This window comes from Cytobacillus sp. Bac17 (assembly GCF_024519925.1).
In the GTDB taxonomy this organism is placed as follows: domain Bacteria; phylum Bacillota; class Bacilli; order Bacillales; family Cytobacillaceae; genus Cytobacillus; species Cytobacillus pseudoceanisediminis.
The window spans coordinates 1-21,373 of the sequence record NZ_JALJRC010000005.1; the positions used below are offsets into that span (position 1 = coordinate 1).

Annotated in this window: 22 protein-coding genes; 13 read left to right on the forward strand and 9 right to left on the reverse strand. The window is 37.7% G+C overall.

What is annotated here, in order from left to right:
• Window positions 1-317: 317 nt before the first annotated feature.
• Window positions 318-812, reverse strand: a complete 495-nt coding sequence (locus NR125_RS09015) for an RrF2 family transcriptional regulator (protein ID WP_009333848.1) — start codon at window positions 810-812, stop codon at window positions 318-320.
• Window positions 813-1,034: 222 nt separating this feature from the next.
• Here NR125_RS09015 and NR125_RS09020 point away from each other — a divergent pair, with 222 nt between their 5' ends.
• Window positions 1,035-1,475 (forward strand): carboxymuconolactone decarboxylase family protein, encoded by a 441-nt coding sequence (locus NR125_RS09020; protein WP_256815096.1) that lies wholly within the window; start codon window positions 1,035-1,037, stop codon window positions 1,473-1,475.
• A 252-nt stretch (window positions 1,476-1,727) separates the two neighbouring features.
• Entirely contained in the window at window positions 1,728-2,156 is a 429-nt protein-coding gene (locus NR125_RS09025; protein WP_009333850.1) for an organic hydroperoxide resistance protein, read from the forward strand.
• A gap of 68 nt (window positions 2,157-2,224) precedes the next feature.
• Here the strand turns inward: NR125_RS09025 and NR125_RS09030 are convergent, their stop codons facing one another.
• Genes NR125_RS09030 through NR125_RS09040 form a run of 3 tightly spaced genes read right to left on the reverse strand, consistent with a single transcriptional unit; the run spans window position 2,225 to window position 5,918 of the window.
• Window positions 2,225-3,334 carry a GerAB/ArcD/ProY family transporter gene (locus tag NR125_RS09030; protein ID WP_009333851.1) on the reverse strand — a complete coding sequence of 370 codons (1,110 nt, stop codon included), beginning with the start codon at window positions 3,332-3,334 and terminating at the stop codon, window positions 2,225-2,227.
• On the reverse strand, window positions 3,335-4,414 hold the full coding sequence (locus NR125_RS09035; protein WP_009333852.1) for a Ger(x)C family spore germination protein: 1,080 nt from the start codon (window positions 4,412-4,414) through the stop codon (window positions 3,335-3,337).
• Window positions 4,404-5,918 carry a spore germination protein gene (locus tag NR125_RS09040; RefSeq protein ID WP_009333853.1) on the reverse strand — a complete coding sequence of 505 codons (1,515 nt, stop codon included), beginning with the start codon at window positions 5,916-5,918 and terminating at the stop codon, window positions 4,404-4,406. The genes NR125_RS09035 and NR125_RS09040 overlap by 11 nt, the downstream gene beginning before the upstream one ends.
• A 192-nt stretch (window positions 5,919-6,110) precedes the next feature.
• On the opposite strand from NR125_RS09040, the gene NR125_RS09045 reads away from it, so the two are divergent.
• From NR125_RS09045 to NR125_RS09060, 4 genes are all read left to right on the forward strand, one after another.
• Window positions 6,111-6,674 (forward strand): TetR/AcrR family transcriptional regulator, encoded by a 564-nt coding sequence (locus NR125_RS09045; RefSeq protein ID WP_009333854.1) that lies wholly within the window; start codon window positions 6,111-6,113, stop codon window positions 6,672-6,674.
• A 95-nt stretch (window positions 6,675-6,769) separates the two neighbouring features.
• Window positions 6,770-7,939 (forward strand): MFS transporter, encoded by a 1,170-nt coding sequence (locus NR125_RS09050; protein ID WP_256815228.1) that lies wholly within the window; start codon window positions 6,770-6,772, stop codon window positions 7,937-7,939.
• A gap of 240 nt (window positions 7,940-8,179) precedes the next feature.
• The gene (locus NR125_RS09055; protein WP_256815100.1) at window positions 8,180-8,644 is read left to right on the forward strand and encodes a hypothetical protein; all 465 of its coding nucleotides are present in this window, start codon (window positions 8,180-8,182) and stop codon (window positions 8,642-8,644) included.
• Window positions 8,645-8,777: 133 nt separating this feature from the next.
• Entirely contained in the window at window positions 8,778-9,740 is a 963-nt protein-coding gene (locus NR125_RS09060) for a DUF3231 family protein (protein WP_256815101.1), read from the forward strand.
• Window positions 9,741-9,836: 96 nt separating this feature from the next.
• Here the strand turns inward: NR125_RS09060 and NR125_RS09065 are convergent, their stop codons facing one another.
• A complete protein-coding gene (locus NR125_RS09065) occupies window positions 9,837-10,676 on the reverse strand; it encodes an isocitrate lyase/PEP mutase family protein (protein ID WP_256815102.1) in 840 nt (279 codons plus the stop codon).
• Window positions 10,677-11,193: 517 nt separating this feature from the next.
• Here NR125_RS09065 and NR125_RS09070 point away from each other — a divergent pair.
• On the forward strand, window positions 11,194-13,011 hold the full coding sequence (locus NR125_RS09070) for a LysM peptidoglycan-binding domain-containing protein (RefSeq protein WP_256815103.1): 1,818 nt from the start codon (window positions 11,194-11,196) through the stop codon (window positions 13,009-13,011).
• A gap of 314 nt (window positions 13,012-13,325) precedes the next feature.
• Here the strand turns inward: NR125_RS09070 and NR125_RS09075 are convergent, their stop codons facing one another.
• Window positions 13,326-13,829 (reverse strand): DinB family protein, encoded by a 504-nt coding sequence (locus NR125_RS09075; protein ID WP_256815104.1) that lies wholly within the window; start codon window positions 13,827-13,829, stop codon window positions 13,326-13,328.
• Window positions 13,830-14,089: 260 nt separating this feature from the next.
• On the opposite strand from NR125_RS09075, the gene NR125_RS09080 reads away from it, so the two are divergent.
• Window positions 14,090-15,154, forward strand: coding sequence for a tetratricopeptide repeat protein (locus tag NR125_RS09080; RefSeq protein ID WP_256815105.1), 1,065 nt, complete (start codon window positions 14,090-14,092; stop codon window positions 15,152-15,154).
• A gap of 118 nt (window positions 15,155-15,272) precedes the next feature.
• On the opposite strand, the gene NR125_RS09085 is transcribed toward NR125_RS09080, so the two are convergent.
• On the reverse strand, window positions 15,273-16,376 hold the full coding sequence (locus tag NR125_RS09085; protein ID WP_256815106.1) for a GIY-YIG nuclease family protein: 1,104 nt from the start codon (window positions 16,374-16,376) through the stop codon (window positions 15,273-15,275).
• A 354-nt stretch (window positions 16,377-16,730) separates the two neighbouring features.
• Here NR125_RS09085 and NR125_RS09090 point away from each other — a divergent pair, with 354 nt between their 5' ends.
• Both NR125_RS09090 and NR125_RS29890 read left to right on the forward strand, forming a co-directional pair.
• Window positions 16,731-16,958: a hypothetical protein gene (locus NR125_RS09090; protein ID WP_251267049.1), complete on the forward strand. Its 228-nt coding sequence runs from the start codon at window positions 16,731-16,733 to the stop codon at window positions 16,956-16,958.
• A 237-nt stretch (window positions 16,959-17,195) separates the two neighbouring features.
• On the forward strand, window positions 17,196-17,267 hold the full coding sequence (locus NR125_RS29890) for an Arm DNA-binding domain-containing protein (RefSeq protein ID WP_353057298.1): 72 nt from the start codon (window positions 17,196-17,198) through the stop codon (window positions 17,265-17,267).
• A gap of 569 nt (window positions 17,268-17,836) precedes the next feature.
• Here NR125_RS29890 and NR125_RS09095 read toward each other — a convergent pair.
• On the reverse strand, window positions 17,837-18,937 hold the full coding sequence (locus tag NR125_RS09095; protein ID WP_251267047.1) for an HNH endonuclease: 1,101 nt from the start codon (window positions 18,935-18,937) through the stop codon (window positions 17,837-17,839).
• Window positions 18,938-19,084: 147 nt separating this feature from the next.
• Here NR125_RS09095 and NR125_RS09100 point away from each other — a divergent pair, with 147 nt between their 5' ends.
• The 3 genes from NR125_RS09100 to NR125_RS09110 all read left to right on the forward strand — a co-directional run bounded on the left by NR125_RS09100 (window position 19,085) and on the right by NR125_RS09110 (window position 20,759).
• Window positions 19,085-19,756 carry a hypothetical protein gene (locus NR125_RS09100; protein ID WP_256815109.1) on the forward strand — a complete coding sequence of 224 codons (672 nt, stop codon included), beginning with the start codon at window positions 19,085-19,087 and terminating at the stop codon, window positions 19,754-19,756.
• A gap of 84 nt (window positions 19,757-19,840) precedes the next feature.
• On the forward strand, window positions 19,841-20,047 hold the full coding sequence (locus NR125_RS09105) for a hypothetical protein (RefSeq protein WP_251267045.1): 207 nt from the start codon (window positions 19,841-19,843) through the stop codon (window positions 20,045-20,047).
• 157 nt (window positions 20,048-20,204) lie between these two features.
• The gene (locus NR125_RS09110; RefSeq protein ID WP_256815111.1) at window positions 20,205-20,759 is read left to right on the forward strand and encodes a hypothetical protein; all 555 of its coding nucleotides are present in this window, start codon (window positions 20,205-20,207) and stop codon (window positions 20,757-20,759) included.
• Window positions 20,760-20,916: 157 nt separating this feature from the next.
• On the opposite strand, the gene NR125_RS09115 is transcribed toward NR125_RS09110, so the two are convergent.
• Window positions 20,917-21,354 (reverse strand): very short patch repair endonuclease, encoded by a 438-nt coding sequence (locus tag NR125_RS09115; protein ID WP_256815112.1) that lies wholly within the window; start codon window positions 21,352-21,354, stop codon window positions 20,917-20,919.
• Window positions 21,355-21,373: the final 19 nt, after the last annotated feature.

The following is a 21,373-nucleotide window of genomic DNA, read 5'->3' on the forward strand; positions in this document are numbered from 1 at the left end:
CATTGTATTACTTCTATTTTAAAATAAAAAAGACTGCAGACAAGCACGATTTTCATCGAGTTTGTCGACAGTCTGAACGCTTGGTAATCCAAGCGTTTTTTCTTTTTACCTTTGTCACTGATTAGTGGTGGGTTATCTGCCCCTAATTTGACCGAGTCTTCTTTAAAGTGGCCCATACACCCCAAAAGGCCGTGAGCCTACCTGGCGGTTCGGCAATGGGGCATGTTATTGAGGGTGGTTGCAGTTACAATAAACAATCCAATGGTACAACAAACCTCTCCATATTCCTCTTTAAGGAATTACAAGAGAGGTTTGTTTTATAGGCTGCTCTTGGAGAAATATTTCCGGGTTTCTTCACGTATTTGATTTGGCAAGACACGATCAAGCTCTTCATTTAACCATGAAAGTGTTTTACTTCGCAGGAAATCACGCATTTTTTCTTCGGCTGAGAGCATAACTAAATTGATGGTACAAGAGGAGGGAGCCGAAGAACAGGTATTATCTCTATACAAATAACCATTATCTTTAATGTTTTTGCATTGAAAAATCGGCTTGGGACCTTCCACTGCTTCAATTACATCCCAAAAAGATATTTCTTCTGGAGATTTAGCGAGTTTATAGCCACCCTTTACTCCAGGAACGGAACTGACAATACCGTTCTTTGATAATTTACTGAAAATCTTTGAAAGATATGTTTCGGAAACCCCTTGGAAGGTGGAGAGTTCCTTTATTCCAATGGAGGAATCCTCTGTATGATCAATTAAATATACGAGGCAGTGAAGTGCATATTCAACCCCAATACTATACTGCATTACAAACACCTCTTTATAAATGAGATTCATTTATCTTAAGAATTTTTTATTTCTTTGTCAAACAGGGTCAATTGGAATCAATTAACATGAAAAGTTGTTTGACATAATAAAGTGTACAATTTATTATAGATAATATCAATCGCTGATTGATATTATCTATAATTGAAATTTCAAAATGCGGTTCAATTATTTGTTGAATCAGCTTATAAGGAGGAATTGATATTGGAACAACGAATTGATTATTACAATTTAGCACCAGAGGCAATGAAAATAATGATGGAAATGGAGAAGTATACGAAAACGACAGGTTTAGACCGTAAGCTGCGTGAACTTATAAAAATCAGGGCTTCACAAATAAATGGCTGTGGCTATTGCATTAACATGCATACAGCTGATGCGAGAAAAATGGGAGAAACAGAACAGCGTTTATATTGCATCAGTGCATGGAGAGAGTGCACATTTTACACCGAAGCAGAAAAAGCAGCTCTTGAATTAACAGAGCACATAACTTTAATCCCGGCAAAACGTGTGCCAGATGAGCTTTATCAGCGGGTACGTGAACATTATGATGAGAAGCAATATATTGACCTTGTTCTAATCATCAATCAAATCAACAGCTGGAATAGAATTTCAATTGCAATGGGGAATGTCGCAACTGAATAATAATTCTCCAACAGTTCCGTGAGTTCATAATTTGTCCATTTTTCCCTTGCTTGTCGTTGTAGCACAAGATCGTTTTTTTAAACTTACCTTCTAGTAAGTAAATTCACGGTGCACCAAAGATAAGGGCAAAGACCAGCGGTATAGAAAAAGTCATTGTCGAGCTCATAAAGGTTACCCTGAATGCAAAAGCTACTTGTGGAAATATTGAAGCCAAAAATATACTAATCCATTATAAAAAGGGGAGTTTTTAAAATGATGAAAATAGAAAAGAAATTGTACACGGCTACTGTAAATGTTCAAGGCGGAAGAGATGGGAAAGCCGTATCTGACGATAACAATCTGAATGTAGACTTGAGATATCCAAAGGAATTAGGCGGGGACGGAGCTGGAACCAATCCGGAGCAGCTGTTCGCTGCAGGGTTTGCCGCATGTTTCCAGGGAGCGATGGGCACTGTCCTTAGGAAAAGGAACATTAAAACAGACGGTATAAATATTGCTTCACAAGTTACGCTTGGCAAGGATGCGAACGATGGCTATGTGCTGGCTATTACAATGGATATCACTGTTAAGGGCGTTGAAACAAGCGTGGCAGAAGAAGTCGTTGCAGAAGCTCATAAGGTTTGTCCTTATGCCAAAGCAACTCAAGGTAATATCGAAGTAATATCAAAAGTTGTTGGTTAAACAGCTTCATGGATCACCTAAAGGGTGCCTATCTTTTAACTAGATAGGCACTCTTTATGCAGTAGGAATTAGATTTTGTTTAACTTATGTTTCATAAAATGGCTCTTTATCCATTTTATAATAAGAAGGAGCGGCAGATACACGTATACAAAACCAATTCCCGCATTAGAAGTAATTTGGACAAGATAATCGATACTCCTAAATTCCTGAAGGTATACAGAAGCTATCATCTCTGCAATAAGCAGGAATAGTAAAGTCGCTTTAGGTGGAATTGAAAAGGTCCTTTTTACGATTCTTGTACATGCCCACAATGAAATACATATAGGGGATATAATCACTAACAGCCATATAAAAATGAATACATATTCAAATCTTTCTATGAAAGAGAATTTAACGATTTTAACCATCATTAAAGTGGGCCAGGGTAAATGTTTCAATACATCCTGATTAAAGTATGAGAAGGATATTAACGTGATAACCAGGTACACAATGAAAGTATATGTATTGCCATAATAGGCCCATTTAGAAATATCTTTGTTATTCGAACTCCTAATGAAGGGATAATACATCAGTATCCACTCGAAGCCAAGAAAAAGCAGGGCATACGCTTTAGAAGAGACAAATAGCTCTTTGAGGGAATGACTGAAGGCCGGGAGCAGATAAATAAAATTCGTATGCTTCAATGGGAAATAGATTAAAAAGAACAGAAAAGAAGGCAGAATCACTCCCCAGAAACTAAAGCCGGCAAGACTGCGGAAGCCGCTTGAGATAATATAATAAAATGTCAGTCCGAAAATGAAACATAGCTGCCATGTTTTTATGGTAGGATACACCCAAATTTGGATGACCTCAATATAAGCACGAAGGACCGTAAAAGAAGCCAGCCAGAAATAAACCAATGCCAGAATAGACATAATGCTACCAAGTGCTTTTCCAAAGCAATACTGATGAACAGCTACTAAATCATTGGTTTCCCCGCCTAGCAGCTTAAAGATCATGTAGAGTATGATTTGGGTTGTGACCCAAGTAATAATTAAAGAAATCCACGCATCCTGTTCAGCATCTTTGATCACCTGGCTTTGAAAATTTAGGATACCAATTCCCGTTTGAGAAGAGTGAATGAGAAAAAATGTGAAAAAAGCTGAAACCTGAAATTGTTTTTCTACTTTTACGTTCACCTATTTTCCCACCCCGGTTTGCCTAACTGTAATTTTGGTAGTTACATCACGTGTCATACTGGGATAAATCCGATCGTAAAAACTCAGTTCAGAATAATTTCTGTGATTGGCTTTATACCTTCTTCCTATACCTAAAGGATCTACCCCATTTGTTTGAAATTTCTTAAGGAGTGATTCAGCCTCTTTTGAAATGGATTTCTGTAAGGCGTTTTTAAACAGTTCAAGGTCTTTTTCATTTTCTAAATTAATCCACTCAGGTAATGCATCAAGCTCTACATCCAAATTCAGACTCACATTTACCTGGTCCCTGAGGTTTTCCCTGGTGATTTTGATCTTATGTTTTCCATTGATCGTTCTGGCCCCAATATTTGCTTTGTGTCCATTCATGTCGAGGTTAAAACTGTAAACCCCTCTTTTATTTGTGTCCGTCATTAATTTTAATAGGAAGGTTTCTTCTTCCGAAATCCTGAGTGCTAATTTGTCATCTTTAAAAATCCCCATTCCATCGACTTTAACATGATCTTTAGAATCAACAGTGAGATTTGGAAAGGACATATCAATTCCGGTTCCAAAATACTGGTCATACATCACATGAAGATCAGATTCAGGAATTCCCTCATTTTCAATACTTTTTTCAATCATATCCATTAGATATAGGGGACTTTCCTTCATGGTTTTACTAAGCAGAAGTTCTGGAGTTCCATCTGTAATGACAATCCTAATTATGCCGATTTTTGGATCCTTGCAGATGGTGTCTAGTATAGGTGCCAACCCCTCTCTGCTTAATTGATCCCCAAATATCATGAGCCTCACCTGACCAATTTCAAAGGGGAATTGAGATTTATGACTAAGCTCTTCCTGCAGGCTGGATGGATTTTTAGCGGCAGCTGTGATCAAAGCAGGTTTATCACTCTCGGCATAATTTGGATAAACAACACTTGCTTTTAACATCTCTTCTTCTTTGTCATATCCGACATTATGCATCAAAGAAACTTCATTAATAATACTGGGTGGTACACATCCAGCCAGAGTTAGAGCAAGAACAACAATACTCACTTTAAGAAATGTGTTATTCGTCATTAAGATCTTCCTTCTTTTTGTTACTCTCTTTAGGTGAATATTTAATTTTATCTTTAGGTCTCAAATAATCCGGCCTTTTGTTTAATTTAGTATAAGGCGGCCTAATGATACTATCCGCAAGACTATTGCTTCGGAACGGATGTAATGGGACCATGTAAGGAGTATTAAATGATTTTAATGTAAACAAATGACTTAGCAGCACAGCAAAGCCTATCATGATACCCAGCCCGCCCAGGAATGATGACATGATGATAAATGGAAATCTTAATATTCTAATGGTGTTGGACATAACGTTAGTGGGTGTAGTAAATGAAGCTAATGCTGATAAAGCGACAATGATTAATAAAATATTACTTGTCAGTGCTGCCATTACAGCTGCCTGTCCAATGACAATACCGCCAACAATGCCCAATGTCTGTCCTACTTTAGTAGGCAAACGGGCTCCTGCCTCTCTTAATAATTCAATGGTCAATTCTAAAAAAAGAACTTCCAGCAGCGGCGGAAATGGAACGTTTGCTCTGGACTCGATTAGCGGACCCAGTAAATCCGCGGGCACCACCTCATAATGAAACGTTACAACCGCAACATAAATGGATGAAGAAAAGATGGAAAAGATGATCGCAAGTATTCGGGTAAAACGAAAGAAAGACCCAATAATCCAGTTATAATAATAATCTTCAGATGAGAGAAAAAAATCGAATATGGTAGTAGGTCCGGATACTGCGTAGGGTGAACCATCACTAAAGATCACGACTTGGCCGGAAGTGAGTGTATATGAGATTCGATCAAGCCTCTCTGAAGAAAAGTAAAGTGGAAAGGGAGTATAAGAATTCTCTTTAATGAGCTGGATTAAAGCAGAAGTATCCCAAATAATATCAAAATCTATTTCAGAGAGCCTTTTCTTTACAAATTTTATGTGGTCTTCATTTGTAATACCATCTAAATAAACAATGACCACCCTTGTTTTTGACAGCGTGCCCAGCACGATCTCTTCAGTCGTTAATAAAGGAGATTTTAACTTAGTTCGAAGTAGAAGAATATTCGTATCAAGACTCTCAACAAATCCTAATTTTGGACCGATAACATTAAATTCATTTTCTGTTTCATTAGATTCTCTTATCCCTTTAGATAAATTATTTACATTTACCAAAAGAAAATCATCTAAGTTATTTTTAAATTGAATTAGGACATATCCCTGATGAATTTTTTCTTCGATTTCTTTTGCTTCCTTTGTTCTGATAACGTCTTCAAGCGGAAGGCTGTTTTTAAATTGATTAAGATCAAAAGCCTGGTCAGTCTTTTTTTCGCACTCATTAATATATGGAAGAAATACATGTTCCATCGTCTTGTGATCGATTAGTGAAGTAAAGTATAAAATGAATATCTGAATTCCAGAAAAATTTTTTTTAATCTCTTTAAAATCAGATGACTTTTTGGCTCTTTTCACTATCTCTGCAGGTGTTTGATTTTCTGCAGGATTCAGATTATTTTTTTCCTTTATCATAAAAAAATGTACTCCCTAAGATGTGTTAATACTTATTATTATTATTACTAACAAAAATTGTATGCACTTTATCATTTTTATTATTGCTGAAAGACAAGCAGATAGAGGAAATATTTAAATTTATGAAATTAACATTTTGGCTCAGAATTTTTCCAATTTGACACTTACCTATTAGTAAGTTACTATTGAGGCATGGAAAACAGAAAAAAACAAATTGTAGACTTAGCCATTAAATTGATCCAGCAAAAAGGGTATGTAGCCTTCAGCTATGATGACATTTCTAAACAGCTTGGGGTGACCAAAGCAAGCATTCACTATCACTTTGAGAAGAAGGAGGATTTAGGAGTCGCGGTTGCAGAACGCATTTTATTGAGACTGCAGGAGTCTTTAATGTCAATTAAAAATTCGCAGGCTTCTGCTGAAGAGAAGCTGAAGCAGTTCATCCAGCAGCAGGCTCAAAGATTTGAGTGTACTGAAATTTGTCCTATTTCTTCACTGCAGACGGATTATGAATCTTTGCCATCTGCCGTTCAAGAAAAGATTGGGGAAGTCAGCAGACTGGAGATCAGGGTAATGAAAGAATTAGTTGCAGAGGCACAAACTGAAAATATCATAAATAGCTCTCAAGATGTCCATCAAGTAGCGGTTACGATATTATCAAGTGTTAAAGGAGCATTATTATATAGACGTGTTCTGGGTAATGATGTATTAGCCGAAGTACTAAATCAGTTGGATCGTTTCTTAAAAAAACCGTAGTAACGGTTTTTTTAACATCAAACACTTACCTTCTAGTAAGTAACTTTTTCTTGGAGAATTTATTATAGAAAGTGGGGAATTCCGCAGTGAAAAGAATGCTATTGGTTTCTCTATTGATGTCATGTGGGGCTACCTTTATTACTCCGTTATTCCCTCTATATAGTGAGGCTTACCGGCTGAACAGTCTGCAAATCACGATCTTGTTTGCCATTTATGCTGCATTCCTATTGCCTGCTTTGTTTATTACGGGAGAAAAAGGCAGCACGTGGGGATTAAAAAGGGTTGTTCGCATCAGTATATGGATATCCATCGCATCTACCTTGTTCTTCTTGGCAGGCAATCATTCCTGGATGCTCTATCTCGCCAGATCATTGGAAGGAATCGCATACGGAGCCTTTACAGGTACAGCTGCTGCTTTTCTTATGAAGCAAACTTCTCCCAGCCAAATGAGTGCAGCTCTCAAATTATCAGGTGTTACGATTCTCATTGGTTTCGGTCTGGGACCAGCTATCGCGGGTTTGATTCTGCAATATATACATTACCTGCCACTCCATTTGCCATTTTGGATTTTGCTCGTGCTGCTCATCATCTCACTATTCGTGATGGAAACAATTCCTAAAGATTCTGTTTCCATTGAACAAAAACGCGTAAAAAGGAAGATATCGCTTGGTGTGCCAGATAATATTCGTTCTCCATTTTTCTCAATGGCCGGATTGCCTATCTTCACAGTTTTCACAATTCAAGGAATCGCGTTTGCTCTTATTCCTAATTTCGTAAAGAATGTCATTCATACGTCTAACCTTGCTGTTTCCGGGTTAATCATTTTCGTGCTTCTCAGTGGAGCAGCTGTGGCTCAGTTCATTCCTTGGCCGGGTCACCCCATTACACGTATGAGATTCGGAATCCTGCTTCTTGCGATAGGGTCATGGGTTATTGTTTCTTCCGGGTTAACCTCAAGCTTGCCGCTGCTCTGGACAGGCATTTTCATCCAGTCTATCGGGGGCGGATGGACCTTTCAAATCGCCCTGCGGTTTGCCGGACAGTTACCGGAACCAAAAGAACGGCCACGAGTCATTTCGGTTTTCTATTTATGCGCGTACTCAGGATTTATCGTTCCCGTGATTGGTGTCGGAGCGCTTACTCAATTTTTCAGTTTGAACCATTCGCTGATTGTGCTGAACCTGTTTGCTGCATTTATTGTTATATATGTGCTGCTGTATTCCGTCAGATATAATCGCACTTATTCGGACATGATAAATCCCTAATCTATTACTAAGCTCTTCGAACCTAATCAAGAATGCATTAAAATCCAGCTGCCGGTTCGGCAGCTTTTTTCTTCTATAAAAAGGAGATTAGTTTGAGAAGAGTGCTTACATAATAATAAGTGTGATGCTGAGTAATATTAATTGATATCTTCAGGCAGATGGCAATTAGTTTGCTGCTCATTAAAAGGGGATTACAGGAAGAGAACACCTATAAGAAACATGGTAAGGGGCTTGAATAGAATGGCGACATCTATAGAAAGGCTATTATGGAGTATTGCACTTCCTGGTTTTGGGCAATTTTTAAATGGAAAACTGATAAAGGGATTGGTAATTGTATTTTTAGAGTTCCTTATCAATGTACAAGCGAATTTCAACGGGGTCATTATTTCAAGTTTTCATGGAGATATTGAGAAGGCAATAGCAGAAACCGATTATTTGTGGCTGATGTTTTATCCTTGTTTGTATTTCTTTGCGATGTGGGATTCCTTTAAAGATGCAGGAGGAGGGAAAAACAGTTATTCTTTTCTTCCGTTTGTGTCTTCAGCTTACTTCGTTACAGTGGGGTGTATATATTCCTCTACCTTTAAGCTTTTTGGGGTATTATTAGGGCCTGTTTGGCTTCCGATATTGTGCGTAATACCAGGTGTAAGTGTGGGTGTTATTTTAATGAAGATAATAAGTAAGAAACACATCGAGCCAATTTAAACAGGGCAGACGTTTTATGGTTAAGCAGCTTAATAATAGGCAATGTAAGATGTTTAGAGACTATTTAATGAATAATTACTATTTTCAATTTACAAACTAAGATAAGAAAATAAATTGTGGAGGGGCCTTTTAGATGAATTTAAACGAATTAGGCTTTCTTTGGTTCTTGCATTCAAGTTCCAATATGGTCAATATTTTTTTGGGAAATCTGATGGAGACTGCTGAAGATACTGATTTGAAGGATGTATTAACTGAGATTAAAACACTTTCTTCATTCCAGGAACAAGAGGCTTTGCAATTCTTAGCTGATAATGGATTACATGTTACACCGTTTTTTAGTGAAAATGATTTACATAACCCCTCAGAAAAGTTATTTTCTGATCAATTAATGATAGAAATTCTTAAGCATATAACAAGCAACGGATTGGGTGTACTTTCTTTTCAATATACAGACTTGACAATCCCAAAGGTTAAGAATTTTTTTAAAGAAATACTCAATAAGTTAATTCAAATTGACATTTCTATATTAAATTTGCTGGAGCATAAAGGGTTGCTGCAAAACAGGTCCTTTTCATACACAAATGCTGAAGACAGAGAAAACAAATTATTTAAAGTGGCATCAACCCAGCAGAGGCCGCTTAATGCTGTTGAATTAGCAAGTATGTTTGGTTCTTTTCAATGTAATAATGTTGGGGTAGCTCTATGTACTGCTTTTTCGGATGTGGCGAAGGATGAAGATACAAAGAGTTTTTTGCAGGATGGGATCAAATTATCCTATCATCAAGTGGATGTTTTATCCGAAATATATAGAGAAAACGGAGTCCCAACAACGACCGGATTAGAGGCTCATGTTCAAAAGGTGAATAAATCCCCATTTTCAGATAAACTAATGGCTAACTTAATCATGTTCTTAAATCCTATCGCAATCGGCAATCTGCAGACTGCTGTCGTTTCCAGTTATAAAAAAAGTCACGTGAAAGCTCTAAAGGAATTAATTGATCAAGTGGAAGATTATTCAGAGAAAGGGTTTAAGTTATTGGTAAGGAAAGACTGGTTTAATGAGCCGCCGGTAACCAATAGGTCAATTGATAGTTAATAATTAGATTCCCGGAAATCATAAGAACAAAAGCCGATTTCTTGATTATAAAAAATCGGCTTCTTAAAACTTTAATAATTTGTTTTTGGATTAATTTTATTGAATGAATTCAGTTAACCTTTTATAAGAAAGAACTTCCCCATTTGTCATTTGATGAAAGGTCTGGCGGTTTACAATCTCTTCACTGATAGTCCGTAAGAATGTTAGGGTGGCTCTGAATGGGACGGATCCACAGCTAAGCCTTTCGATTCCGATCTCAGATAACTCCGTTAAAGAAGGCATCTCTGGGTCAACCAATAAGTTGATCGGACAAGAAACTTCCTCTCTAATCCTTTTAATAATCTTCCTATCAGTTAAGCCAGGAATGAAAATGCAATCTGCCCCTGCATCTTGATAGGCTTTTGCCCGCTTTATTGCTTCTTGTAATCGCGTTGAAGAATCCCCAATTTTTAACCAATATAGATCTGTTCGTGCATTGATAAATAAAGGCATATTTCTGGATTCTGAAAGTTCTTTGATAGCTGTTATCTTTTCCACTTGGGATGTAATATCAAAGATAGGCCGGTTAGGATCACCTGTACCGTCCTCCAGATTTATCCCGATAGCACCAGCAGCAGCTACTGCTTTTACGGTCTCTAAAACCTCTTCAACCGTCTGTCCATAACCTGCCTCAATGTCTGCGCTCACAGGAACATTCACTGATTTGGCGATATTTTCTATCGTTTCAACCATTTTGTTAAGAAGTATACTTTGCCCATCCAAGTACCCCAAAGAAGCAGCGATGCCAGCACTTGTTGTTCCAATCGCTTTAAAGCCGCATTCTTCAAACATTTTTGCACTGATTACATCCCATGCATTTGGCAGAACAAAGGTGGACGATTGCTGATGTAAGCGGTGAAAGGTTTTTGCCTTTAATGATTGTTCTTTGCTACTCATAAATTAAGCTCCTATTCGTGATTTGGATTAAAGTTTCTTTTTGCTTCATATCTATTATAAGAGCTAAATAATTCGATTTTCATCGAAATATAGAATACATATTGTTTTCTCAAATGAAGTCACAGTGGATGCCATCTTAATGACGAAAATCGGAGGATTCGAAACCCTGGATGGTGCCTTTGCAGGAGCGGGATCATCGAATCCTAAAGAAATTATGTTTCAGAGTTTGCGATGACGAAGTGAAGAGGCTGCTTAGTAAAAAACCTTCCCATTTGAAGGTTTTTTATCTTTTTACCACAATTTTTTCGCTAATAATGATTCCTTCAGGCGTTTCCTGAATCGAATCATGCTATACAGATTTGTAAAAGAGCTATCTATATAGGAATTAAATTTCTTTTTTATCTAATTCCTCCTCATTCGCACTGAACCTCGCACTTCCTATTGAATAGTATATGGGCAGATAGTGTGTGCGCATTTAATTCCTCAATGGAAATTTATTCTTTGGGAAGTGAAGATCATGCAAATTTTTTATACAGTACGTTCAGGTGATACGCTGTACGGGATATCAAGGAGATGGGAAATTCCGGCCGATTCCCTTATTGCGGCAAATAATTTGAAGCCCCCTTACACGATTTATATCGGTCAGCAGCTGTCCGTTCCACCTGGGGTTGATGCTGTGCGTGTTAGGCAAGGAGATTCAGTGTATCGAATTTCACAATTTTACAAAGTTCCGCCTTCAGTTATCATAGAGGCGAATCAGCTTCAGCCACCCTATGTCATTCAGCCCGGTCAATTATTAAAGGTTCCGCCAGGTGTTCCATATTATACCGTCCAGCCAGGGGATACACTTTATCGGCTTGCCATTCGTTTTAATGTCATTACGAATGGGGAGCCAAATACTGAGCTTATTCGGTTTGTAAACCAGCTATCATCCTCACAACTATTTCCTGGAATGAAATTAAGGATTCCATACGCCCCTCCTGGTGGCCAAGGCCTGATTGCCTATACTGCTGATCCGGGAGGGCAATATGATATTTGGTTATATAATCCCCGGACAGGAGAGAACGTGCAGCTCACCATTGGATTGGGTGACTCTTTTTCAAGTCCAGAATGGTCACCTAATAGCAGGAGAATTGCGTTTATTGGAAAGAACAGAATTATATATGTTGTGGATGTGGCATCTGGTGCGATCGCTCAAATCGATCAGATGGAAGAAGGTGCTGAATTCAAATTGGATTGGTCGCCTGACAGCAGCCAAATTGCTTATACGAAGCAAGGTCGCATTATTATGTACAACGTTCTGTCTCATCAACCGCAAAGCATTCAACAGTCTGACTCAACAGATATTCAATGGTTTCCGAGCGGCAGGGAACTGCTTTTTCAGGCACCGGATGAATCAGGAATTAGCCAGCTTTTCCGAATTCAAACCGATGGATCCGGGAAACAGCAAATTACACGTAACACAGGAGGGCGGCTTAATAATGCCCAGCTATCACCCAACGGAAGCTTTGTTCTTTATACAACACCAGGTGTCAGCATCTCCATCATTCACACCGTTGAGCTTTCAACAGGCAATGTGTTTGAAGTAAAAGGCGGGCCCCTTGCAAAAAATTATTATCCGACATGGTCACCTGATTCTTTGAACATTGCCTATAGCGCTACCGCCTATGAAGATCGCGGGTATTTTTCACAAGTTCGAACGGTGGGGAGGCGAGGAGAAGAGGATCGAATTTGGGCTATTTCCAATTGTTTTGCATCACCTGTCACATGGTCAACAGACGGAACAAAAATAGCCTATCTTAGTGGATGCAAGGAACAGGAATTTGCAAGTGAAATGTGGGCTATCGACCTCCGTCACCCCGTCCCGATACGGCTAATTGCAGGAGTTAACATTCAGTCACTTCAATGGTCTCCAACTGCCATAGGGGATGGTACCCAAAAGACCTATACGAACACGACCTACAAGGTTAGTTTCCAATATCCGTCAAACTGGCGAAAAGTGAACGAGGAAAGATACGAAGGTTCTGACGGCTTTTTTCAAATATCAGCGATTTCAGCAGGTGAAAACTTAGATGAGGTGTGCCATGGAGAAGCTTTCCATCCATTAATGCCCTATGGATCCATGCCAAGCATCTTGAAGACCCGAATTCAAAACCAGGAAGCCTGCTACATTTTTCCCTCTGCGGACCAGCCAGCAGAAATGCTGAATCAATCCGCTTTAATCGTAAGGTATCCAACTCCGATTACAATCCAAGGAGAAACTTACAATTACTTCATCTTATGGGCAGATCAACCGCATTTGAAGGAGATAGCTTTAAGTTTAATCTTTTTATAAACATGTGGGCCTGTCCTTCGGTTCGTTGAAGTATTAGCGTACTGTGGAGGCTAGGCTCTTTTTTTGTTCCTATTGATGGCAGCTGCCCTAAAGGACTTATACCATTTTGTAAGATGGACCATTATCTCGGTTTCTTATATATTGTTGCGCTGCTTGGATTTTCTTCTGGTTTAACAGAATTTATTAAGGTCATTTGAAAAAAGGGGAGGAAGGAGAGGAAGAAAAGGGAAATAGAGAGGGCTGCTTAGGACAGCCCTTTATCTAGAAAATGAGAAAAACGCCCGGCAATCTCCGAGCGTTTTCCTCATTCCCTTTTAAAGCGGTGGATTAGTGACACCTAAATTAACCCAATCTTCTTTTGGCGGACCATACACCCCAAATGGCTTTAATCCTGCCTGACGGATGAGAATGGTCAATTGCCCCCGATGATGCACAATATGTTTGATCAATCCCATCAAAATTTGAGCATTGGTTTCTTCTCTTCCAAATGCATTCTGTGTTTGGCTCAATGAGTCATCTGACCACTGCTGCTCAATCGCCAGAGCTGCTTCCTCACTCAGCTTTTTAAATGTATCCGCAATTTCTTTTGCAGAAGCGGGGACATTTTCTTCATTTACAGCCTTTTCTATTTTTAACCCGAAATGAGCTAAATAATCTGGAATACTTGCTGTTAAATGCCACGCAATTCTCCCTAATGTGCGTCCTTCTGGGTAAACCTGCTGCCTTAAAGAGTCATCTGTTAATCCGTCCAACACCTTTTGCGTCAGCATTGCCTCTCTGTTCCATTCATTAATAAAGTCTGTAATGGTTATGTACATTAATCGTTCCTCCGTTCGTTTGATATTATAGATAAATGATAAAACATTTGTTCGTATTTTTCAAGCTCAAGTAAATACGGGAGAAATTAAAAGATCTAAGCCACCTATAATGTATGAGATTTGCTACAAAAAATTCATATTTCATTCGACAATATTCGCGCGAAACGGAGGAGTGAATTCTATATAGTTGAAAGTGTTCTTCATACATAGTAGATGTTGGTGTCAATACTGATACCTTTTAATAGAAATGAGGTGTAGGGATGAGGACTTTAAAGATAAAAGACCTAACCCTGGACGAGCTGGAGCTGCTTGAACAGGATCTTCACGAAAACGGGGAAAAAAGCGATTACGGCTATTACCAGCAGCTGGTGATCGTCTATGAAACCATGTATAAAAAGCTAAAAAGTCTAGCGAGAAATAATGGACCACACTATGATCATTCCCTTCAGCATACTAAAAATGTTTTTGTATCCCATCTTATTAAATTCGGTCCCTACATAAAAATGAATCACTTCAAGGATGACGGTGATGCTGTAGAGTCGCTGATTAAGGCAATCGGTTTAGAGCAAAAACTTCCCATTGCCTATTATCGTCTTGGTTTTCTGGCTTATAAACATGGCAAGTATGGCTCAGCCGTCCGCTATTTTCAGCAAGCCCTGAATAAGCAGCTTCTGAATGACCCAAGATACGCCCTTAATCAGCAGCAGGAATTCCATGCCCATATGTATCTGGCCAACAGTGCTTTATACGTTGCCAGCCAGACCTATGAAACGATGGAAAAACTCCCATATTTGCCGGAGGAGCAGCTGCCGAGTCCAGAGCTGTCACCATTATTTGAGACATTGTCATCGAATGAAAAATACTTACATAACCACGCGTTCTATAAAATAACGAAAAATAATACCGAAACATGTTCAAAGGAAGCATGTGAAGACCTCTATGAAAACAGTGAAGCCAATGAACTAGTCCTGTACTTTAATGACCGCGAAAATATTCTCTTATTTAATGGGGAGGAAGTCATTATCACCCCAACCCAGGCCAATATGATCAGACACTTCCTGCTGTCCTCCAGCAAGGAGAATCCATGCACGAGAATTAACATGCGTTATTTTTTTGGAAGGCCTGCCAGTGATGGAGAGGTGAAGAAGAACACCTTTATAAAATCTATTGAAAGACTGAGAGTAACTTTAAAATCGATAGATATACCTGCAATTATTGATGTTACTCAGTATAGGGGGGAGACTGCTTATTATTTTAATGAGTCGGTTCCTTTTACTGTTTTGTTTAGGGTGGATGAGGCTTTTGCTAATGAGTATGTGAACTGAAAATGCACGAATGAGGAGCCTAATTAACAGTTTTTATAAACTGCCGATTAGGCTCTTTTGCATGGGATTTCTGTCACAGGACCAGTCTTATCTGAAGAAGTGCAATAAGAACAGCCCCTTATTCATGATAAATAGGGGGCTGGAAGTGTTGAGGGTTATTTAATAAATTCTTTAGTGCCAGATCCAGGGTGGAATGATTCTCAGGATCCAGCCAGTTGTCTGAAATGATGAGATAAGAGCAGCTGCCGCTGTGTAAATAACGGTAAATAATATGCGCTGCATCGATTTCATGTCTGCTAACGTCACCGTCAGTATTTGCTTCATCTTGTTTAAAATAAGCTAAAATGTTCGTTTTTATTTTTTCCTCTATGTTGCCTGCTGCTGCATAGCTGTGGCTGAACAGAATCTCCGTCCTTTTAATAAGGAAAAGTTTAATCGTTGAATCTGTTAATCTTTCGATAGCGACGATATTATGACTTTCTTCGGTGAATTCGATCACTTTTTCTTTATTTAACAGTGAGCTTACTGTCTGTATCTGATCCCGATAGGCGGATGCCGTTTCAAAATCGAATGCTTCAGAGGCATTCAACATCATTTGATTCATGTCCTCTAAGATACTCCTATCAGTGCCTTTCAGAAAACCGATAAACCTGTCCAGGATGTCATTATACTGTTGTTCCGCAGGTCCCCCTAGGCACCGGCCTAGGCATGAGCCTAAGGAATAATTCAGGCAGGCAGAGTTCGTCCCATTGGGATTGCTGCAATTCAACTTAAAGCATTCCTTTAACCCCCGGAGAGCTCCTTCCACATTGCTTCGGCTTGTAAAAGGACCAAAATAAACCTTACCGTCTTTCTCAATGGGATTAAAGGCTATATCAATTTTACGGTACTTGCCGGTAAGGTTGATCGAGATATAAATGAATGACTGCGGACTCTTCATCATTCGATTATATAGCGGCTTCATGTTTTGAATTAATTGGCATTCAAGCATAAAAGCCTCGAATTCGGTATCTGTCAGGATATAGTCAAAATCCCTTAAGTGTTTGACCAGCTTTTTTATCTTTGGAGAATGATGTTTAGAGTTCCGGAAATAAGACTGAACCCGATTCTTAAGATTTTTCGCCTTCCCCACATACAGAATTTGATTCTGCGAATCCTTCATCAAATATATGCCTGGAGTTAAGGGCAGGTTCTTTACTTTGTCAGGGAGGTTAATGGACATTCATTCCTTTACTAGAGTATATACTTATTTAGTATTTTATCATGGGATGGATTTGGGAGCTATTCACGACGCTTCCCACCATTCTATCCGATTATTAGTGGGGTAAGGTTCACAGTGAAAGCAAAAAGGCGGGATTATTAATAAATTAGGGTTAAGTTTCAATTCCTTATTATAAGCATGGTGCTGATTGGGTGCCATGTTTATTTTAGGAGAAAATGCTACTAATGCAAGGAATTTGTTGAAGAGTGTTTTTTCTCACTTTTTTATAAATCTAAGATTAGTAATCTTTATTTTGTAAGGTTTTTTGAAGTATAGATTTAAAAAATTTTTAATTGGTCTAGAGGAGAGAGTGGAATGTTTTTGAATATATTGTCAGCTGAACTTGTAAACAATTATATTATAGGGAATAAAATTTACGCTTTAGAAATTTTTTATCTTGAAGATTACATCCATGTATTTGCATCATACCAATCAAGTAGTACTACCTTTGAATATGACTTATTAGGATATGGAAGTCACACTAGCTTAAAAGAAGTTGCGATTAGAAGTGCTATTTTAGATTTAATGCAACAAATCCAATAATATTTAACATTTTATAAAAATACATCATCAGGCCTCTAAAATGTAATATACCCACTGTCTTCGAAACGGCTTCTGACCTGCATGCCAGATCAGAAGGGTTCTATTACCTGGTGTCCCGCCAACCCTTATATAAAAGGATTTTTGAGGTTTATAGAGAGGGATTAAATAGGGTTCACCCGGAATAAATGAGGGGTTCCATTAAAAAAACGGTACCTCCTGGTACGTGGTACTCGATTTATGGAAGCCCCAATAACAGGAAAAAGGAAACAGAAGAGGAAAAAAGGATTCAAAATAAACAAGGTAGCTTAAAAATACATTAGCGAACAACTAAATCAGTACAATATTTTTTTCTCCCGGATTTTAGTAAAGGGTTTCCCGCAATGTTCGCAATAGTTTACAGCTTTATCATTATTAACAATAAGTCATAATTCGTAGTAAATAGCTCCATGTAAATAATTAGAAGTATAAATCTCCTTTAAACGAAATCCTATCTCAGTTTCCTAAGAACTAACAAAATCTGAAAAGGAAATATTAAGAGCACTTATTTAAGCATTGCTTAATGATGTTGTAAAATATAACCTCCAGTGAGTGCATCTTATTGTTCCTGGCCAAGGGAAATCAAATCCTTTTGGGACATGTATCGTATCGCCCTCGCTTTAAACCAGATACCTTTAATTCGACTCCAATTTTATTAAAATCTTAGGGTATCCTAGTAACCGGTTCATGATTTTACCTAGAAGCCCTTAATTATTTCGGATTGAGGGTTTTTCGAAGAGTCCCAATTTATCAAGTTGTCAAAAATTTTTGTCTACTATCCCTATCGTTGCGTTAAGTAAATCCTCAATTGAGTCAAACATAACCATATTAGTTTCCATTTTTCATTTAATCTCCATTGCGGCCCGGTGAATGCGCATATATCTCTCTTGTTCAGGAAGCATATTAATTGCCATATGGTTATTAATTTGTAGTCGCTCAAATTCTGATGATGGTAATCGTTTGGATATAAGAATCTTTCCGGTTTCATCAAAGCTTATAAAACCTTTATCGAATAAGGCATCATGAGAGACGCAGAGCAATAAACCGTTATTGAGATCCATTTTTTGGGATTCATCAGCAATGGCCCAAGGTACGATATGGCTTGCCACTAATAATGACCGAATAGATAGATTGCATAATTGGCACCCGGTTTCACGATCTAATAGACGACTACGAAATTTTGATTGTGTTCTACGATATGTAGTCATTCGATACCCGGTATTTGAGGTAGGATTAGTGCTTAGTGAATTTAGAACTACCACGGAATTTTTATCTTTGGAGGGTAGCTCTCTTGTTTTTAGATAGTTGTACCACACGGTTGGTATATAATCGCTTTCGCTTTTACCAGACTTCAAATCGTATAGCCACTGACGGGGGACAGTAACTTCGAATACAGTAAAATGAGCTACATAATTTTCGTAAATGCCTTGACCTTCTTTCGTAAACTTCTTCAAGACTAGCGCTTCATCTAGTGGCATCCCCTGAACAAATGGTACTGCAATTCCTATAAACCGTGCATGGCTTTCATTTACGCGTTCAAAATAAAAGAAGGGAGCGATATGTTCATTCGCGTTAGAATAGGAACGGCGATAGTATTTTTCTAAACATGTATTACCCTTTTGTTTTGTTTCCGAGTAATGCTTCTGCGGATTTTGGTTATCACCATAGTAAACTAGTAAATTGTTTGAATGATCGTATATATTTGGCCATTCTGAATTACTTTTCGTATCCAATAAAATGACAAAAGCTTCCTCACCAATCATGGAAGGATTATTTTGAACCATCGTTCGCCGAATCCCACCTTGATTGCCAATACCTCTTAGGTTATCAAATTTAAATAAATTGCTAATTACTTCCCCTGCTAAAAAGCTGCCTGAAGAACTAGCTTCATAGATTTCGCCAGGTATTAAATCGGAATCTCGTAATTTGCTAAAAACAACCATTGAAATCACCTCATTTTTAATTGGTTTATATTAAATATAATACAAAAAAACCAACTAGGCATATTATCGTATTAAAACACAATATTTTTCCAAATATTGGTCTTTTCTGTGGTATTATATAATAAAGATATGGAATGGAGGTTGTATATGACAAATAATTTCTCAAGAGATTTAAATGCCGAACACGAATTAGGGTCTTATTTAGATCAATACTACTATCCGCGATTCAATCGTTTAAATAATGTTCATCGGGTAGTAGAAAAAAGATTTCAATTCGAAGGTGTGGATGTTGAGGCTGATTTGGATGGGGAACACATCTTAATTGATGAAAAGGGTTATTTAACGTCATCTGAACCACGCAATACTTTTGCCTTTGAGTTAAGTTATATAAATCCTATCGGTAAGAGACAGCAAGGGTGGTTGTATGATGACCATAAGTATACTACCTATTATTTATTGTGTTGGAATAAGAGAGATGAAGATATTGGTATTGGGGAAGTTAAGTCCAATGATTTTCATTATGTTTTAGCTATGTTAGTTTCTCGCCGTAAATTTTTAGAATATTTGAAAATCACGTACGGAATAACAGCTATAACTGCTCAGGAAAAAGTAACAGATATCTTACAAGGAAATAGTGTGGGAAGATTAGATAGGTTAAGCGACACGTCCAATTCTCGTTACCATTACTCTAACCTTTTACCTGAACAACCCATTAATATCGTAATGGAAAAAGCAGAGCTATTAGCAAGTGGTGCAGTCGATAGTTATTTTTTGGTGAAAAGAAGAGAATTGAAATTTCTCGATAAAACACAAAAATAATTAATGAACTGTACTTCAATGTCCCGAACGCATCACAAGAACAGAGGTTCCAAGATTACAAAGTCATAGGAAGAAGGGGATAAAATGGTAAATGCCATTTACGATACAGCTCAAGGAAGAAAAAAATTTGATTTTGATAACGGTAAACGTAATATTGGGTTTAGAGTTTCTGAGGCGATAATGGAAGCTGCTGATGATTCCTTTGATGCATCGCTTTCGCCGGAAGATGGAGGAGCGACTAAATGTGTAAAGATTTACATATACGAGCAAGATTACTTTGAACATGATTAAAGAATTTATTAAAAGTGTCAATAATAATCTTGATGATTTTGATCAAGTATTAGAGATACTTAATAACGCTATCTCAATAAGAGAATAACAATTAGTAATACCTGCTAAATTATTAAAAAAACGTATAGAAAAGGCTAGTAGTAATCGAAGGTTGGTTATGGCAAGTAGACCCGAGAGTAATGATTTTGAAGGATATTTAATAGAACCCTTAAATGAAATAGAAACGTACGAGTGCTGTATCAAATGTTACACCATTTCCCCAAGTGAATTTGAATTTGTCTTATTAGACTATAGTGAAGCTAAGAGTCTCGATTGTGTCGCAAAGATAAGGGAATCTAAAATATATAATGACCTAAATTTAAAAGAGCGATTTGAAAATCAGTGGGAATTTGAGTGGGAGGAATACCTTGAAAATAAAGAAGGCGCCTTTTCCTATGTTGAATTAAAATATTTGCTTGGTGAAAGAGAGGATTTAGGGCATTCTTTGGCTCTTGTATCCCATGTAATATGCTGGGACTTTAATAATGACATTAATGAATTTAATGCGATAGATGTAAAGTATAAACTTTCAAAAGATAAGGGTTATCTATTTCATACGAATAGGTTAAAAAAAATTAAAGTAATATGCCTGAGAGAAATTGTAGAAAGGCTTATTGATGAAGAGTGCTACACCTCTGATGAGGATTTTAGAGCCTATTTAAATAAGTATTAAATAATATATTGTAAAAAAGCTTGGTTCAATCTTACTTACTGAGTATTAGCTACATTGTAGCCATTTTCGAAATTAAAACAGAAGTTCAATAAATTAGTGAATCATCTTCAGCAATTAATTCAATTTAAAAAAAATAAAAGAATGGTCTTGACTAGGGTCAAGACCTTTTTGGTTTGTGTGAGGCTTCTGTGGTTTTTGCTTCTTCTATGAAAGAGGCGATTTTTTCGATTGTAATATCGAATTCCTTTCTGATTTCATGCTCCCAGATCCTAAGTATGTGCCACCCTCTTTGAATGTAATATTGATTGTGTTCCTTGTCACGTTCCTGATTACGCTCGAGCTTTTTTTTCCAAAAATCTATATTGCTTTTTGGCATTCTTCCATGGATTGGACAAAAATGCCAGAAACATGAATCTATGAAGATAACGATTTTATATTTTTTTATTGCTATGTCTGGGGTACCGACCATTCCTTTTACGTTTCGTCTGAACCTGAAGCCCCTATTCCAAAGTTCATGAGTGACCATTGACTCCAATTTGGATACTGCTTTTATTGACGACATTATATTGCTTCTGGTTGTAGATTCAGTAGACATGACCGTACTCCTTTATAAA

Excerpts from the sequence above, each read along its gene's own strand:
- NR125_RS09015 (WP_009333848.1), bottom strand. The coding sequence starts at position 812 with ATGCAGTATAGTATTGGGGTTGAATATGCACTTCACTGCCTCGTATAT.
- NR125_RS09025 (WP_009333850.1), top strand. The coding sequence starts at position 1,728 with ATGATGAAAATAGAAAAGAAATTGTACACGGCTACTGTAAATGTTCAA.
- NR125_RS09035 (WP_009333852.1), bottom strand. The coding sequence starts at position 4,414 with ATGACGAATAACACATTTCTTAAAGTGAGTATTGTTGTTCTTGCTCTA.
- NR125_RS09040 (WP_009333853.1), bottom strand. The coding sequence starts at position 5,918 with ATGATAAAGGAAAAAAATAATCTGAATCCTGCAGAAAATCAAACACCT.
- NR125_RS09045 (WP_009333854.1), top strand. The coding sequence starts at position 6,111 with ATGGAAAACAGAAAAAAACAAATTGTAGACTTAGCCATTAAATTGATC.
- NR125_RS09050 (WP_256815228.1), top strand. The coding sequence starts at position 6,770 with ATGCTATTGGTTTCTCTATTGATGTCATGTGGGGCTACCTTTATTACT.
- NR125_RS09055 (WP_256815100.1), top strand. The coding sequence starts at position 8,180 with ATGGCGACATCTATAGAAAGGCTATTATGGAGTATTGCACTTCCTGGT.
- NR125_RS09060 (WP_256815101.1), top strand. The coding sequence starts at position 8,778 with ATGAATTTAAACGAATTAGGCTTTCTTTGGTTCTTGCATTCAAGTTCC.
- NR125_RS09065 (WP_256815102.1), bottom strand. The coding sequence starts at position 10,676 with ATGAGTAGCAAAGAACAATCATTAAAGGCAAAAACCTTTCACCGCTTA.
- NR125_RS09070 (WP_256815103.1), top strand. The coding sequence starts at position 11,194 with ATGCAAATTTTTTATACAGTACGTTCAGGTGATACGCTGTACGGGATA.
- NR125_RS09075 (WP_256815104.1), bottom strand. The coding sequence starts at position 13,829 with ATGTACATAACCATTACAGACTTTATTAATGAATGGAACAGAGAGGCA.
- NR125_RS09080 (WP_256815105.1), top strand. The coding sequence starts at position 14,090 with ATGAGGACTTTAAAGATAAAAGACCTAACCCTGGACGAGCTGGAGCTG.
- NR125_RS09085 (WP_256815106.1), bottom strand. The coding sequence starts at position 16,376 with ATGTCCATTAACCTCCCTGACAAAGTAAAGAACCTGCCCTTAACTCCA.
- NR125_RS09090 (WP_251267049.1), top strand. The coding sequence starts at position 16,731 with ATGTTTTTGAATATATTGTCAGCTGAACTTGTAAACAATTATATTATA.
- NR125_RS09095 (WP_251267047.1), bottom strand. The coding sequence starts at position 18,937 with ATGGTTGTTTTTAGCAAATTACGAGATTCCGATTTAATACCTGGCGAA.
- NR125_RS09100 (WP_256815109.1), top strand. The coding sequence starts at position 19,085 with ATGACAAATAATTTCTCAAGAGATTTAAATGCCGAACACGAATTAGGG.
- NR125_RS09105 (WP_251267045.1), top strand. The coding sequence starts at position 19,841 with ATGGTAAATGCCATTTACGATACAGCTCAAGGAAGAAAAAAATTTGAT.
- NR125_RS09110 (WP_256815111.1), top strand. The coding sequence starts at position 20,205 with ATGGCAAGTAGACCCGAGAGTAATGATTTTGAAGGATATTTAATAGAA.
- NR125_RS09115 (WP_256815112.1), bottom strand. The coding sequence starts at position 21,354 with ATGTCTACTGAATCTACAACCAGAAGCAATATAATGTCGTCAATAAAA.